The sequence below is a fragment of the Grimontia indica genome (assembly GCF_000333895.2).
GTDB lineage: Bacteria > Pseudomonadota > Gammaproteobacteria > Enterobacterales > Vibrionaceae > Enterovibrio > Enterovibrio indicus.
Map to the genome: position 1 here is coordinate 265838 of NZ_ANFM02000006.1, position 14039 is coordinate 279876.

13 protein-coding genes are annotated in these 14039 nt (G+C 45.4%); 5 read left to right on the forward strand and 8 right to left on the reverse strand.

Features of this window, described 5'->3' with window-relative positions; all coding sequences use genetic code 11:
• Nucleotides 1-480 precede the first annotated feature (480 nt).
• Together D515_RS03605 and D515_RS03610 are read right to left on the reverse strand one after the other, a co-directional pair.
• Nucleotides 481-1596 (reverse strand): hypothetical protein, encoded by a 1116-nt coding sequence (locus D515_RS03605; protein WP_039849557.1) that lies wholly within the window; start codon nt 1594-1596, stop codon nt 481-483.
• A 308-nt stretch (nt 1597-1904) separates the two neighbouring features.
• Nucleotides 1905-2345: a hypothetical protein gene (locus tag D515_RS03610; protein WP_002536076.1), complete on the reverse strand. Its 441-nt coding sequence runs from the start codon at nt 2343-2345 to the stop codon at nt 1905-1907.
• A gap of 225 nt (nt 2346-2570) precedes the next feature.
• On the opposite strand from D515_RS03610, the gene D515_RS03615 reads away from it, so the two are divergent.
• Complete coding sequence (locus D515_RS03615; RefSeq protein ID WP_002536078.1) at nt 2571-3512, forward strand: Dyp-type peroxidase; 942 nt, start codon at nt 2571-2573, stop codon at nt 3510-3512.
• Here the strand turns inward: D515_RS03615 and D515_RS03620 are convergent.
• The gene (locus D515_RS03620; RefSeq protein ID WP_039849558.1) at nt 3509-3973 is read right to left on the reverse strand and encodes an OsmC family protein; all 465 of its coding nucleotides are present in this window, start codon (nt 3971-3973) and stop codon (nt 3509-3511) included. The two genes, D515_RS03615 and D515_RS03620, sit on opposite strands and share 4 nt — an antisense overlap.
• A 181-nt stretch (nt 3974-4154) precedes the next feature.
• Between D515_RS03620 and D515_RS03625 the strand changes: the two genes are divergently transcribed.
• A complete protein-coding gene (locus D515_RS03625) occupies nt 4155-6077 on the forward strand; it encodes a methyl-accepting chemotaxis protein (protein WP_002536080.1) in 1923 nt (640 codons plus the stop codon).
• A gap of 76 nt (nt 6078-6153) precedes the next feature.
• On the opposite strand, the gene D515_RS03630 is transcribed toward D515_RS03625, so the two are convergent.
• The gene (locus tag D515_RS03630) at nt 6154-6516 is read right to left on the reverse strand and encodes a RidA family protein (protein WP_002536081.1); all 363 of its coding nucleotides are present in this window, start codon (nt 6514-6516) and stop codon (nt 6154-6156) included.
• Nucleotides 6517-6778: 262 nt separating this feature from the next.
• On the opposite strand from D515_RS03630, the gene D515_RS03635 reads away from it, so the two are divergent.
• Nucleotides 6779-7360, forward strand: coding sequence for a YceI family protein (locus D515_RS03635; protein ID WP_002536083.1), 582 nt, complete (start codon nt 6779-6781; stop codon nt 7358-7360).
• 71 nt (nt 7361-7431) lie between these two features.
• Here the strand turns inward: D515_RS03635 and D515_RS03640 are convergent, their stop codons facing one another.
• The 4 genes from D515_RS03640 to nrdD all read right to left on the reverse strand — a co-directional run bounded on the left by D515_RS03640 (nt 7432) and on the right by nrdD (nt 12096).
• The gene (locus D515_RS03640; protein ID WP_002536084.1) at nt 7432-8616 is read right to left on the reverse strand and encodes an amino acid aminotransferase; all 1185 of its coding nucleotides are present in this window, start codon (nt 8614-8616) and stop codon (nt 7432-7434) included.
• A gap of 140 nt (nt 8617-8756) precedes the next feature.
• The gene (locus tag D515_RS03645; RefSeq protein ID WP_002536085.1) at nt 8757-9299 is read right to left on the reverse strand and encodes an ATP-dependent zinc protease family protein; all 543 of its coding nucleotides are present in this window, start codon (nt 9297-9299) and stop codon (nt 8757-8759) included.
• A gap of 195 nt (nt 9300-9494) precedes the next feature.
• The gene (gene nrdG, locus D515_RS03650) at nt 9495-9965 is read right to left on the reverse strand and encodes an anaerobic ribonucleoside-triphosphate reductase-activating protein (RefSeq protein ID WP_002536089.1); all 471 of its coding nucleotides are present in this window, start codon (nt 9963-9965) and stop codon (nt 9495-9497) included.
• Nucleotides 9966-9975: 10 nt separating this feature from the next.
• Nucleotides 9976-12096, reverse strand: coding sequence for an anaerobic ribonucleoside-triphosphate reductase (nrdD, locus tag D515_RS03655; protein WP_002536090.1), 2121 nt, complete (start codon nt 12094-12096; stop codon nt 9976-9978).
• A 518-nt stretch (nt 12097-12614) separates the two neighbouring features.
• On the opposite strand from nrdD, the gene D515_RS03660 reads away from it, so the two are divergent.
• Together D515_RS03660 and D515_RS03665 are read left to right on the forward strand one after the other, a co-directional pair.
• A complete protein-coding gene (locus D515_RS03660) occupies nt 12615-13574 on the forward strand; it encodes an endonuclease/exonuclease/phosphatase family protein (RefSeq protein WP_239643930.1) in 960 nt (319 codons plus the stop codon).
• 125 nt (nt 13575-13699) lie between these two features.
• Nucleotides 13700-14002: a hypothetical protein gene (locus D515_RS03665; RefSeq protein ID WP_002536093.1), complete on the forward strand. Its 303-nt coding sequence runs from the start codon at nt 13700-13702 to the stop codon at nt 14000-14002.
• Nucleotides 14003-14039 lie beyond the last annotated feature (37 nt).

Genomic DNA, 14039 nt, shown 5'->3' on the forward strand with positions numbered 1-14039 from the left:
ATGGTTATTGCCTATTAACCAGAGAAGGGCTCATATGTGTTAGCTTTTTGATTAATGGATCTGCATTTGTAATTCGTGAAAATCCAATACCAAAATTGCCAGAGCTACAAGTCCTACAGTGATAACTAGTAAGAGTCAGTGGTAAAGCTTTTAAGGGTGCATTGGATTGTCACTATCGTAATTAAACAAAGCAGACAAAGCCATATCTGTAGCGCTCGTTAAACATCCTGCAGATAGGAGTAGTAGCTCCGTGTCTACAATAGTCATACCCTGAAATTTGAACTCATCTGCTGTTAGAAGATAGATAGAGAAGATGATTAGAAGACCAGAATATCCATATTTAGCTTTTCTCGAAAATTTAACCAATTAGAACTGATCCTCCAGAACAGCTCACGCCCGCATTTGCGGCTGATTTGGAACAAAGCGGAAAAGCAGTCCGCCAACATGCGTTTGTTAAGCGCACTCTATACTTGAGTATCACTATTCATCTTTTGTTTGCCTACTTACTCCGCCACTAAAAGATCGTCCTAAAACGTAACCGGAAATCCCGCCCAAAAGCGTACCTAATACTTCATTATCAATCCTGTTAGCTAGCCCGAGTATTAATATACTTGAAACTAGTATGTAAACTGTTAACAGCTCTAGAACTATTCTTGTCGCAAAAATCTCTTTTTGCATTTCTCCACCGTACAACCTAGGCCCTAGAAATATAATTACAAGTAGTATGCCAAGTGCAGGAATTGTCCATTTGACTATAGTTTCAGTTAAATCCTCGCTATTTCCAATGAGCTCAATAACTTTTGAAAGATTTTCTTCTTTTTCAATAAGCTGACTTCTTGTTAATTGTATCTTACTCTGGAGTTCCTTTTTGACTGGGTCCAATATTTTTGATACCTGGGATGGGACGTCGATAGCTACGATGCTATTGATAATATTCCCAACCGCGCGAATACAAGATGAAACAGCATTTTTTATATCACTTTCCGAAGCATCGCTATTAATTTGAGAATTCCCATCACATTCTTTTGGAGTATCAGGTGGTGTTGTTTCCTGATTAAAAGCCCGCTGGATTGCTAGCGCAGCCCTTCCAGCTACCAAGCTTCGATAACTTTGAACATCAAAGTCATTACTTTCTTCAAATAGGGATAGAGAGCTTTGACCCATAGCCTCTAAAATATCAAGCTCTGCTCTTCTCTTTAATTCACTGCGCGATTCTTCAATATTTGATGTGTCAATATTTTGGATTAAATCTAAATCTTTATCTACAGAACCGAACTTACCCTCATATTTTGATACTGCATCGATCTCTAGAAACTCTATTTGAGAAAGATCATCTTGATACGTTTTCAATTTTGCTTTCAGCTCTGATATATCTGTCTCTAACGAGGATCTTTCTTTCTTCAAACTTTCTGGACTAGAAGATTTCGATAATTCTTTATTTTCCGATTGAGAAAAACATATGCTAGGAAAAACCACTATCAACGATAGCAGGAACACTCTCATAAAAATCTGATTTATTTTCATATTTTTATCCTCTTCACTTCCTAATATAGCGATTAACAATTTATTAGATCCCAAAGTAGGGTGTTTAAACACCCAACTTTTTCCAATAATAACAACCCACTGTATTTCAAAAGTGACTTTCCCTCTGTTTAAAAATACGTTTCTCCCTGTGCCAAGAATGACATTGTGAAATCACCCTAATGTGAGGGTGTATCGGTAGTATGCGACACAATTTCACGTGTAGCGTGTATCAACAGTGAACAAGTAAGGTTTGGATGATAAAAAGTACGGTAAACGGGGGCTCCAACACACCGCTTTAAAAGTGATGCTTGCTCACTTTGGGGAAAAACCAACCAAATATACCCCAACCTTCCCCTTAGAAAGGCTGAAGAAACAATAGTCTACCCGAACTCCCCCAACACCCATGCACATACATCATTCGCGGTTAGCCTTTCCAATTTAACCACTGACAGATGATGCGTACTAGCATGAGTCAGCAGTGCAGGCAGGTCAGAAACAATGGTTTCGTTGCATGACATATAAAGGCGTTTTTTGGTTTCTACCGCGACTTCAATCAACTTGATTAGGTCTGGCATTTTAAGCAGGTGGGCATCATCGACGGTGATAAATGGACAATCCCGATCAATGATTTGTTGCCATTCAGCGTCGCTGATGGTGGTATCGCCGCCGCAATAGGCGAGCTTGGCTTTGGAAACATCAATGGTGAATGGCGTATCGCCATATTGCTCTACCAGAAACTTGGTTTTGTCTGATCGGTTGGGGCCGACGACGAGGCTGATATCGTGGAGTTTGAGCTGGTTTTGAACCTTGTGCCAGAGCATGTTTTCCCTATATGCAACTGAATTAACTTAAAGAAAATTTATCCTAGTTGCGCTTGCCTAAGAAGTCTAATGATATGAATCTTTTATGTATGCAAAACGGGACATCAACAAGCTTGTTGTGGGATTGTGTCTGTTCTTACCTTGCGTCTCATTCCTACCCCACCTCGATCTTCTCACCTGTTCTATTCTCACTGGGATTTCTCACTTCTACCAACAGGAAGATCTATGAACGAGCTCGTGTCTCTGGCGCAGCCAGGTGTATTGTCTAATCCTACTACCCATGCTGAATTTCTGACTTTCACGCTGAAAGATCAGTGGCTTAATATTGACCAGATCAACGAGGGGCTTTCCCAGTTACCGGGCATTGAAAAATCCATTCGACAGAAAGATACCTCTGCCGGTTTGTCTGTCACCATGGGGTTTTCTGCCAACAGTTGGCCGATTCTGTTTCCTGATGTGCCAACCCCTTCTGAGCTCCATGACTTTCCAGCGCTGTCGGATGGCCCCCGCATTTTCCCTTCCACATCAGGTGATATCTTTTTGATGGTGAAATCAGAACGCAAAGACCTCAACTTTCAGGTCGCCAAATACGCCACGCGTGCTCTAGCGGATGTTGCGGATCTCGTTGAAGATATTCAGGGTTTTAAGTATCTGGATAACCGAGACATGATTGATTTTGTCGACGGCACGGAAAACCCTCTAGATGAAGAACGCGCGGAAGCAGTTTTGGTACAGGAAGGCAGTGATAACGAGATGGGCGGCAGTTATCTCACGGTTCAGCGTTATGTCGACCGTCATCAGGACTGGGATGCTCTACCAACTGAACAGCAAGAAAAAGTCGTTGGCCGCACTAAGATGGATGACATTGAACTGAGTGATGATGAAAAGCCCGCATGGGCGCACAATGAGAAAAGTAAGGTGGAAGTGGACGGCGAGGAAATCAAAATGTACCGCCAAAACCGTCCCTACGGAAATGCTATTGAGCACGGCACCATGTTTGTCGGATTTGCAGCTTCGGCGTCTGTTGTAGAAACGTCATTGAAGCAGATGATCACTGCAGACGAAAACGGAGACTACGACAAGCTGCTGGATTTTGTTGAGGCGAAGACAGGGACGAACTACTTTGTGCCTTCGCAGCGTTTTCTTGATTCGCGATTTGATGATTAGTCACTTTCCACTGTGATATTGGTGGTGACTGAGTTAGCTATGAAGCAGTGCTTGTGTGCCAGTTTGTGCATTTTAGCTAGCAGCTCAGGTGTAGGCTGATTCCCCCCGCTGAAAACAATCTTGGGTTTCAGCACCACGTCAGTGACTGCCGTTCTTCCGTTTTCCAGCTTTCCTAGCGTGCCGATGGCCTCATCGGCATAGCTTTCAACGCTAAAACGCTGTTTCTCTGCCACAGTCAGAAAGGTCATCATGTGGCAACTGGCAATGGCGGCGATAAAGGCTTCTTCAGGGTCGATAGCTTCTTCTTTTGCCTTTTCCGGCATAACAAAAGGAGAAGGTGATGCATCGACTTTTATTCCTCCATCAAATGTCCATTCATGAATAAAACGAGTTGTATTTTCATGCTCGCATTCTGCATCCCTATGCCACCAATTGATTAAAACTGTGTGTTTTGACCCCATTTATTCTCATCCTTAATACATTTTACCGATATTTGTCCGGTATCCGCTAAATTTCTTGACACCCGAATCTAGAATTCACTCATGGACGAAACATTTTGAAACATTTAGCCACCTTTATATGTAACTAGTTAACTAACCTCCCTTTTGTTTGTTGTAAGTGGGTCCACAAGGAGTAAAGAGAATGTCTCTTCAAAGAAAGTTCTTCGCTGCCATAGCTAGTCTGGGGATTATCGCCAGCGCGATTGCTTTTGTGCTAACCAATATCAACGAAACTAATCACATTAAAGAAAGTGTCTATATCCAGAAAGAAAACCTTAGCCATGACTTGCTTGGTTTAATGGACACAACACACAGTCTGATTATGGAGCGCGTGGCATCAAGCATGGCATTGCTCAAAAAAGAGGGTCAGGAGCTGGGTAATCCGAACCTAAGAGAACGCGTTATGGTCAGCGAAAGAGACTCTTTGAACCTTTACCTAGGTGACAATCCACAAGCCAACAACTACGAGCTTGTCGACAGGATAACCAGCACCATGGGGGGAACTGCAACCGTTTTTGCTAAAGATGGTTCAGAATTTGTGCGTATTGCCACCAATGTAAAAAAGAACGGTAAACGCGCTACTGGCACCATTTTGCACCCAGGAGGCGCCGTTGATCAGAAAATTCAGGCAGGTGAAGCTTATTACGGCAAAATTGATATCCTTGGTGACCCTTACCTGACCGCTTATGAACCCATTTTTGATAAGCAAAATTCTGTTATCGGTATTTGGTATGTGGGTTATTCAGCAGATCTTAAACAATTGGCCTCTGCCATTGGTAAGTCGACCGTTCTAAATAATGGTTTTGTTGCGTTATTGGACAACCAGAAACGCGTCAGAATGCATTCAGACTCTGTTGATACGGCGGTGGTTGAGTCGGCGTTAAACATCAATCCAGATGCTTGGTCAGTGGCACGATTCCCTTATGACAAATGGGACTATGAAATTGTCATCGCTTACCCTAACAAAGATGTGTCTGCATTGATCTTCCAGTCGGCACTTAAAGCGTTCGCGGTGGTCGTCTGTTTTGTGATTGCTTTTATGCTGATTAACTTTTTCGTGATGAAACAGGTTGTGGCCAAACCCCTAAATGCTTTTATCGCTGCTATTAAAGATATAGCGGAAGGTAAAGGTGACTTAACTAAGCGGTTTAATTCTGATGCTTCAGATGAGTTCGGCATCATGGCCAGACACTTTGATAAAGTGCTAGAGCGAATACAGGCCACAATCAAAGAAGTCATGGAATCATCCAGCAAACTCTCTGCGGAATCCGAGGTTTTGGCTGGAATCGCCGATCATTCTTCAGCGGCGATGGGTAAACAAAGTCAGGAAGTAGAACGCGCCCAGTATGCCATTCAACAATTAAACGAATCTGCACAGTCAGTAACAGAAAGTGCAAGCGCTTCCTCCGATGCCATTACTAAAGTAGATCAGGAGGTCGTGCGCGGTAACTCCGTGGTTCAGAATGTCATCGTCAGCTTGGAAAGTCAGGATGAATCCATGGCCAAGTCAGCCAATGTCGTCAATGAGTTAGCCAGTGCCACTGGAGACATCAGCGGTATTCTCGACGTGATTCTTCAAATTGCTGAGCAGACAAACTTGCTGGCGCTGAATGCCGCTATTGAAGCAGCTCGAGCCGGTGAACAAGGCCGAGGATTCGCCGTAGTCGCCGATGAAGTGAGGTCACTTGCCAGCAGAACTCAGGATTCAACCGGAGAGATCCGGGTGATGATCGAACGGCTCCAAAGCGGTACCAATGAGATGCTTGCATTGATGGAAAAGAACCGCGAGATTTCTGTCTCGAATGTTGAGGAAGCCAAATCTGCCGGTGAAGTACTGGAACACATCGTAACGGCAGTCAAAATGCTCACCCAAGCCAACGTTTCCATCAACAATGTTGCTGACGAACAGCATGTGGTCGCCGGTGAAATTCACCACAACATTGGCCAAATTGGTTTAATTAGTAAGGAAAATGCGCAGTATATTGATGAAACCCAAAAAGCCAGTGAATACCTACGAATCCTCTCCACTCAAATGAACGAACAACTGTCTAGCTATCGCGTTTAGCAAGCAATATATGATGAGAGCCAGACGAAAAACGCCCCGCTGTTTGCAGGGCGTTTTTCATTTGGAAAATGCTAGCTTACTGAAACTCTTCGCCAGCCGCGGCAACAAAAGCCATCTCAACCAGATAATCTGGGTCTGCCAGCTCTGCTTTCACACATGCGCGGCTTGGTGCAGTGCCTTCTTCAAACCAGTTATCCCACACTTCATTCAGCGCTTCCAGATTGGCGAAATCAGTGATGTAGATGGTAACAGACAGGATGCGGGTTTTGTCTGCGCCGACGGTTGCCAGCATTTCTTCTGCCTGTGCGAAGATTTGTTGTGTCTGGCCTTTGATGTCTGCACTCAGGTCGCTTTCCGGCACTTCTACAAAGTTTGCAATGCCATTGAATACGGTCACATCTGACCAACGTTTTGTAGGGTTAATTCGATGTATTTTCATTGGGTTACTACCAGATTATGTTTGACGACACATACTAACATTTGATGACGTTACGCGTCATCTAGGTTAGGTTGAATTATCAGCAATCAAAAAGTTGTTTGGGTATAAATAATTTAATAAAACCTTGTTTTAATTATGCATCACTTGAAACAAATAAGGCGCAATCGGAAATTCAGAAAATTCACATCGAAATAAAGCGATGTACAAAGTGTCTATAGTCGATAAGGATATCAACACACAATCAATAAGAAGGAAATAAATAATGAAATGTATTTCGTCGGCAACGCTGTTGGCTTTAACCTTGTCTTCTTCTCTCGCCTTTGCTTCTGATAATTACTCTGTTGATAGTGAAGCCTCTTCCATTAGTTTTGCCACCATCAAGAAATCCTACATCGTTGAACCTGCCACTATCAGCGGCATTGAAGGTAGTGTCGACGCCTCGGGTAAGTTCACCGTTACCGCTCCGCTCTCATCAATATCCACCGGCATTCCTATTCGTAATCAGCGTCTTAACGATCTTTTCTTTGATTCTAAGAAGTTTCCGATGCTGAAGGTAGAGGGTCAGGTTTCTATGCAGGACCTAGACAAATCAGGTGCACTGCTTCAGCAATCGATTCCCGCAACAGTGACTTTATTTGGTAATACCAAAGAGGTTACGTTGGATATGAATGTGATTAAAGATGATGACAATATATTCGCTTTCACTTATAAACCTGTCGTTATTAGCGCTGCGACTTTTGGTATTCCAGAAGCCAATTTAAAAGCGGTTTCTGAAACAGTTGGGAACATTGATATTTCCAGCACTGTGCCAGTCAATGTTAGTTTGGTGTTTAAAGAAAAATAAAAATTCTCTGTTTATTGAATACATAAAATTAAAGCCAGCAGATGCTGGCTTTATTATTTAGTCCGACCGAGTTATTTCGTGACAGCGATAAGTGCATCAGCCAGATAGTCAATGCGTGATTCCGTCAAACCTGCCACGTTGATACGGCTGTCACCGACAGCATAGATACCGAAATCTGAACGCAGTTGTGCAACTTGGTCTTGGCTCAAGCCCAACATGGAGAACATGCCTTTGTGCTCCTTGATGAAATCAAAACGGTCATCACCTGTGCGTTTCGCTAACGCAGCACTCAGACCATCACGCAGTGTAATGATTCTTCCGCGCATCGTATCCAGCTCGTCTTTCCATTGCTTTGTGAGTTCATCGCTGGTGAGAATGGTTTCTACAATCGCAGCACCGTGATCTGGCGGCATGGTGTACGTTGCGCGCGCCAGTTGGAGAATACGCCCTTTTGCATTACCCGCTTCTTGTGCGTTTTTACCGATAACAATCGCTGCACCTGTGCGTTCACGGTATAAACCAAAGTTTTTCGAGCAAGACGTCGCGATCAGCATTTCTTCTACTGAATCTGCCAACAGGCGCAGGCCGTTTGCGTCTTCTTCTAAGCCATCACCAAAACCTTGGTAAGCAATATCAACAAACGGCGTAAAGCCATTCTTCTGTGCCAGATCATTAATCGCCTGCCAGTGCTCAGGGCGAATGTCTGCCCCCGTCGGGTTATGACAACAGCCGTGCAGAAGCACCACATCATCAGGCCCCGCTTTTGACAGTGCATCGATCATGGCATCGGCATCAACCTGTTTGGTCTCGGCGTTGAAGTAAGGATAAAACTTCACGGTCAGGCCAGCTGCTTCCATCACGGGTTTGTGGTTCACATAGCTCGGGTTGCTGATCCATACCGTGGTGATAGGTTTTGCCAGATACATTAAATCTGCCAGCATACGCAGCGCACCGCTTGCACCCGGTGTTTGCACTGCTGCGCTGCGTGAATAGCCGTCTGTGCCTTTGAGAAGAAGATCTGTCATCGCCTGGTTGTAGGCTTCACTGCCTGCCAGACCGACATAGCTTTTGGTGGTTTGAGATTCGGCCAGTTGTTGCTGTGCTGCTTTCACCGCCTTCATGATGGGGGTGTTGCCCTGGCTGTCTTTGTAAACGCCAATACCAAGGTCCATTTTTTCGGCGCGGTTGTCTTCGCGGAAAGCGACGGAGAGAGACAAAATTGGGTCTTGTAGCGCCGGAGATAGCAGATCTAACATTCGATAACTTCCTTATTTAACGGCCGTGCTGTTTGCTAATGAAGCTACATTACTAAAAGCTCAGCGCCGCGCAACTAAAAAAGCGCAACCCAATATCAATGGATTGCACTTTTGACTGTAAATTCGTCAAGTGTGATTTACTACTTGAGAATTTCCGGCTTTGGCTGCACATATTTTCGACTGACATCAACGACCGCGACATCTTTTAAATATGTCCTTCCCAACAGCACAGGGAAATTCAGATGATGTCTGTCACGCAGGGTAAATTCTGTGGTTTCAGTGACATCACCGATGGTGATAGGCATTTCGACCACGTAACGGCGATCATACCCTTCGGCGCTCGACTGGATAATGCGTACGGTTCTGATGACAGGCAATTCCATCAAGTCGGTTTGCTTGTCGTCATGCGCCAACCGGAAACGTACCCACTCTTCTCCATCTCGCTCAAATTCTTCGATGTCGATAGCACTGATAGAGGAAGTTGTTGCCCCTGTATCCACACGGGCTTTAGCGACAACGTTGATCTCGTCAACTCTGACCCATTCTTTCTCACCCATCACCAGTTTTCCGTCTGGCAGGTGTTCATAACTGTCTGGTGAGTTGTCTGGTGAACTGGCCGCAAAAGCGACTGAGATAGAACCCATAACGAGGAAGATTAAGAAGGCAGCAATACGATGTTTCATTGCGATGTCCTTGTAGTTAAAGCAAATTCATAGAGATGGACAGTGCGGATTGTTGAAAGTTTCTTTGTTTATGGTGACGAAGCCAGAATACATGATGTTTCTGAACTTTGCCTGACCAAACTAGATGTTGAGTATAACAACGCCGCATTGAAGCGGCGTTGGAAATGAGATTAGCAGTTTGCAACCGTACCTTTGTTAACGTGGTGTCAAACGGTGCACAATCTGATTCGAACTGCCTCGCCAAGGTAGAGAAGGATCGGCTAATACTTTCTCGAATTTACCGTCCACCAGCACATCCACATAGTTCACCACTTCACGCTGTGCGTCGGAGAGGTTCGCCAGTGTATACCCCGTCCACATCCAAATGTCTTTGCCTTCGCATTCGTTTCTAACGCGTTGAACCAGCCTAAGAACGCTCTGCAGATTAGCGGGAAGCAGTGGGTCACCACCGCTGATCGACAATCCACGACGCTTGATGCGCGTGTCATTCAAATCCGCAATGATGCGATCTTCCATCGCCTGATCGAAAAGCTCGCCAGACGATGGTGACCAGGTGCTTTGGTTATAGCAGCCTCGGCATTGGTGCTCGCACCCTGACACAAACAAGGTGCAACGTGTGCCTTCGCCGTTAACCACATCAACCGGATAATACTGGTGGAAGTTCATTCTCGTTCGCTTACATGTGCTTAACGCGACGTTTAACTTCTTCCTGCTTGCCGTCGTTGAATGGGCGCGCATCCGGGCTGCCCAGGTAGCCACAAACGCGGCGGGTCACTGACACTTTCGTTGAGTCATGGTTGCCACAGCTTGGGCAAACAAAGCCTTTGCTTGAACAATCAAACTCACCAGTGAAGCCACATTCGTAACACTCATCAATGGGTGTGTTCGTGCCGTAGTATGGAACGCGCTCGTAACTGTAGTCCCAAACGTTTTCCAGCGCTTCAACGTTGTGCTGAATGTTTGGATATTCGCCATAGCAAATGAAACCGCCGTTCGCGATAGCTGGGTACGCCATCTCGAAATCAATTTTGTCGTACGGGTTCACTTTCTTTTCAACATCCAAGTGGAAGCTGTTGGTGTAATAACCTTTGTCGGTAACGCCATTCACCAGCCCAAACTCTTTAGTGTCGATCTTACAGAAGCGGCTACACAGGTTTTCACTTGGTGTGCTGTACAAGCTAAAGCCATAACCGGTTTCTTCCTTCCAGCTGTCTGTCGCCGCTTTCAGGTATTTTACAATGTTCAGCGCTTTTTCGCGCAGTGCTTCTGAATCGTAAACGTGCTCTTCCACGCCATACAACGCATTCATGGTTTCGTGAATGCCGATATAACCAAGGGAGATCGAGGCTCGGCCATTCTTGAAGATTTCGCTAACGTCGTCATCAGGGTTCAGGCGAACACCACACGCGCCTTCCATGTATAGGATTGGGGCGACACGGGCTTTCACGCCTTGAAGACGGGCAATACGGGTGTCCAAGCCTTCACGGGCAACGGCTAAGACTTCATCCAACAGTTTGTAGAAGGTTTCTTCACAACCATTTGCACGAATCGCAATACGCGGAAGGTTGATAGACACCACACCGATGTTGTTGCGGCCTTCGTGGATCAGTTCGCCATTTTCTTCGTATGCAGACAGGAAGCTTCGGCAACCCATTGGGGTTTTAAATGAGCCTGTCACTTCTACTACTTTGTCGAAGTTCAGGATGTCCGGATACATGCGTTTTGACGCACATTCCAATGCCAGTTTTTTAATGTCGTAGTTTGGTTCGCCGTCTTTTAGGTTCAAGCTAGATTTCAGGCTAAACACGAGTTTCGGGAAAACAGCGGTTTTACGGTTCTTGCCCAGACCAGCAATACGGTTACGCAAAATAGATTGCTGAATAAGACGCGCTGCCCAAGATTCACCCAAACCAAAACCGAAGGTCACAAACGGCGTTTGACCATTCGCGGTATGCAGAGTGTTCACTTCATATTCCAGCGATTGGAAAGCGTCGTAACATTCTTTCTCGGTACGCGCACGGGCATAACCTTCTGCGTCTGGGATATCCCACTCGCGCGCCACCATCAGGTGTTTTTCGTAGCTGATTTCAACGTACGGCGCCAAGGTTTCATCAATACGGTTAATCGTGGTACCGCCATATATGTGGCTGGCAACCTGCGCGATGATTTGTGCCGTTACTGCTGTCGCGGTCTGGATGGATTTCGGCGTGTCAATTTCCGCATTACCCATCTTGAAGCCATGCGTAAGCATGTTCTCAAGGTCAACGAGCATACAGTTGAACATCGGGAAGAATGGTGCGTAATCCAGATCGTGGTAATGAATGTCGCCTTGTTCGTGCGCGCGAACCACCGCTTTCGGCAGCATGTACTGCTTCGCGTAGTGTTTCGCCACGATGCCCGCCAACAAGTCGCGTTGAGTTGGGATCACCTTGCTGTCTTTGTTGGCGTTCTCGTTGAGGATATCGGAGTTGGTTTGCTCAACCAGACCACGAATTTCATGGTTCAGACGGCTTTTCTTCTCACGAATGCTGTCACGATCATGTCGATACTCAATGTATGCACGCGCAACCGCCTTGAATGGCCCGGCCATCAGGTGGTTTTCTACGGCATCCTGAATTTGATTGATATCCACTTCATCACTGCGCATAAACTGCGCGAGCACGCCATCTGCTACTGCTGCTGCATAGGCTTGATCCATGTCTTCTACTGCAAACGCCGCGCTCAGTACCGCATCCTGAATACGTTGGCGCTCGAAAGGTACGCGGCCTCCATCGCGTTTGATGACAACAGGTTTCACAAATAGCTCCTCAACAAATCGGCCCTCTTTTACTGCAAGGGAAAGAAAATCAGGTTGACCACTTTGGCTAGTAAGTAGTCGTCACGTCTGGGAAAGTAGTCAGCCATATCCATGAAAAAGCGCGCCATTTCGCGTTACTTAACCGATATCGAACAAGGATCCAGCAAGATCCAATCGACCTACACGCAAATGTGAATGGCGTCAAGAAATACCAAATATGGGTGAATTCATAGCTAGGACTACAATATGTGGTGTATTAGACCGTCGAGCTGAACGGGATACTTTGATTTAGATCATGGCCTAGGGGGATGCGATTTCTATCTAGTCGATTAGTGTGGACAAACTTCAAGAAATGAAAAAAGCCTGTCAAATTTTGCTACAGACTCCCCAAATTCTTTATGTTGTAAAAACTGTGCGATACCGTATGCACTACTATGAGCTTGAAAGCCTTGTATTTTCTGACTCTCAGCTCACCTATTTTAAGAACAAATACTTAGTAACCACTTAGCAACCATTTAATGAATTCAGCGAGCCCATCAAGACAGCATATTTTATTCAAGCGGACCATAGGTTCTTGGCTTGCTTTTGTGGTGCCCGTGGTAATGCTGTTGCAGGTTTCCAGTGCGTATGCTTCCTTGTCTGTCGCTACTTGGAACATGGAGTGGCTGAGTGATAAAGATGACATCATTCAAAGTAAACGAACGCCTGAAGATTACTTGATGATGCAAACTGTCTCTTCGGTGATTGATGCCGATTTGATTGCTTTTCAGGAAGTGGACAGTGAAAACTCTCTGGCAAAAGTGCTAAACCCTGACGAGTATGATTACTACTTTTCCGATCGCTCTAAATACTTCAAGAAAAGTCGCCGCAGCCAACAGTTCACTGGCTGGGCAGTCAAAAAAGGCATCAAGGTCATCGACCACAAGGATTATCAGCCACTCGGTTTACCCACTTTCCTCTCAAGGGGGGATTTGCGTTATGGTGCTTATATCGAAGTGGTACGCGAAAACCAACCTTCCCTTCACCTTCTATCCATTCATCTAAAATCTGGCTGTTTCGAAACGCCTGTCCGTCGCAACAACAGTTGTAAGAAACTCGATAAGCAAATCGAAGCCCTTGGGATCTGGATTAACGCCCGTATAGAACTCGGACAGGAATTTGTGATTGCCGGAGATTTTAACCACTACATGAATGAAAAGAACGAGTGGGTGTGGAAGCAGCTTATTGAGGAAGTAGGCGAAGAGAACCTGGTGAAGCTGACTCGCGATACGGATGCGAAGTGCAAAGCGAGAAAATACAACTATCGCACCAAGCGTTGGGAGCATGTTGTTTACCGCAAACTCATCGATCATATCGTCGCTAGCCCTGGGGCTGTGCCACTGTCGAATATGCCAGAGCCGCGTCAATATCAATACTCTTACCACGCTGTTGCGACTTATCGTCTTTCCGATCACTGTCCTGTGATTGTCGACTTGTAGTTTTCTGATAAAAACCCAAAATGCCCCCGTTTTGCGGCGCTTTAAAGCCGCTCTGACATCTCACTGACAATACAAGCAATACCCGCATTTACAATGCGCTAAAACGAGAACAACGGAACACCGAAATGACTTTTTCCAAAGCACCTTTGCTTGCTGCTGCCCTGCTGATTTCTTCTCCCTCTTTTGCTGCACCAGAATTGGTTCCTGCCACTATGCTCGATTACGGACACTACGAAAAAGTAGAAGAAGTGACGATTCATGGCGACATCAACCAGAACATTGTTAATCTGGCCGAAGCCAACTTGACTGACAAAGACGCTGACTTGTTTGTGATTGATGAAATCAGTGAAGACATTGACCACAATATGCTGGTATTGGATGTGTCTTTGTATAACGACCTGAACGACGGTTTGGTTAAGGCCAAATAAGCATCAAAGCGTTTTGAACGCGGTTTTAGTGGTTGTC

What these genes read in the sequence shown, in the direction of transcription:
- D515_RS03610 (WP_002536076.1), bottom strand. Translation starts at nt 2,345, where the DNA reads ATGCTCTGGCACAAGGTTCAAAACCAGCTCAAACTCCACGATATCAGC.
- D515_RS03615 (WP_002536078.1), top strand. Translation starts at nt 2,571, where the DNA reads ATGAACGAGCTCGTGTCTCTGGCGCAGCCAGGTGTATTGTCTAATCCT.
- D515_RS03620 (WP_039849558.1), bottom strand. Translation starts at nt 3,973, where the DNA reads ATGGGGTCAAAACACACAGTTTTAATCAATTGGTGGCATAGGGATGCA.
- D515_RS03625 (WP_002536080.1), top strand. Translation starts at nt 4,155, where the DNA reads ATGTCTCTTCAAAGAAAGTTCTTCGCTGCCATAGCTAGTCTGGGGATT.
- D515_RS03630 (WP_002536081.1), bottom strand. Translation starts at nt 6,516, where the DNA reads ATGAAAATACATCGAATTAACCCTACAAAACGTTGGTCAGATGTGACC.
- D515_RS03635 (WP_002536083.1), top strand. Translation starts at nt 6,779, where the DNA reads ATGAAATGTATTTCGTCGGCAACGCTGTTGGCTTTAACCTTGTCTTCT.
- D515_RS03640 (WP_002536084.1), bottom strand. Translation starts at nt 8,616, where the DNA reads ATGTTAGATCTGCTATCTCCGGCGCTACAAGACCCAATTTTGTCTCTC.
- D515_RS03645 (WP_002536085.1), bottom strand. Translation starts at nt 9,299, where the DNA reads ATGAAACATCGTATTGCTGCCTTCTTAATCTTCCTCGTTATGGGTTCT.
- nrdG (WP_002536089.1), bottom strand. Translation starts at nt 9,965, where the DNA reads ATGAACTTCCACCAGTATTATCCGGTTGATGTGGTTAACGGCGAAGGC.
- D515_RS03660 (WP_239643930.1), top strand. Translation starts at nt 12,615, where the DNA reads ATGAATTCAGCGAGCCCATCAAGACAGCATATTTTATTCAAGCGGACC.
- D515_RS03665 (WP_002536093.1), top strand. Translation starts at nt 13,700, where the DNA reads ATGACTTTTTCCAAAGCACCTTTGCTTGCTGCTGCCCTGCTGATTTCT.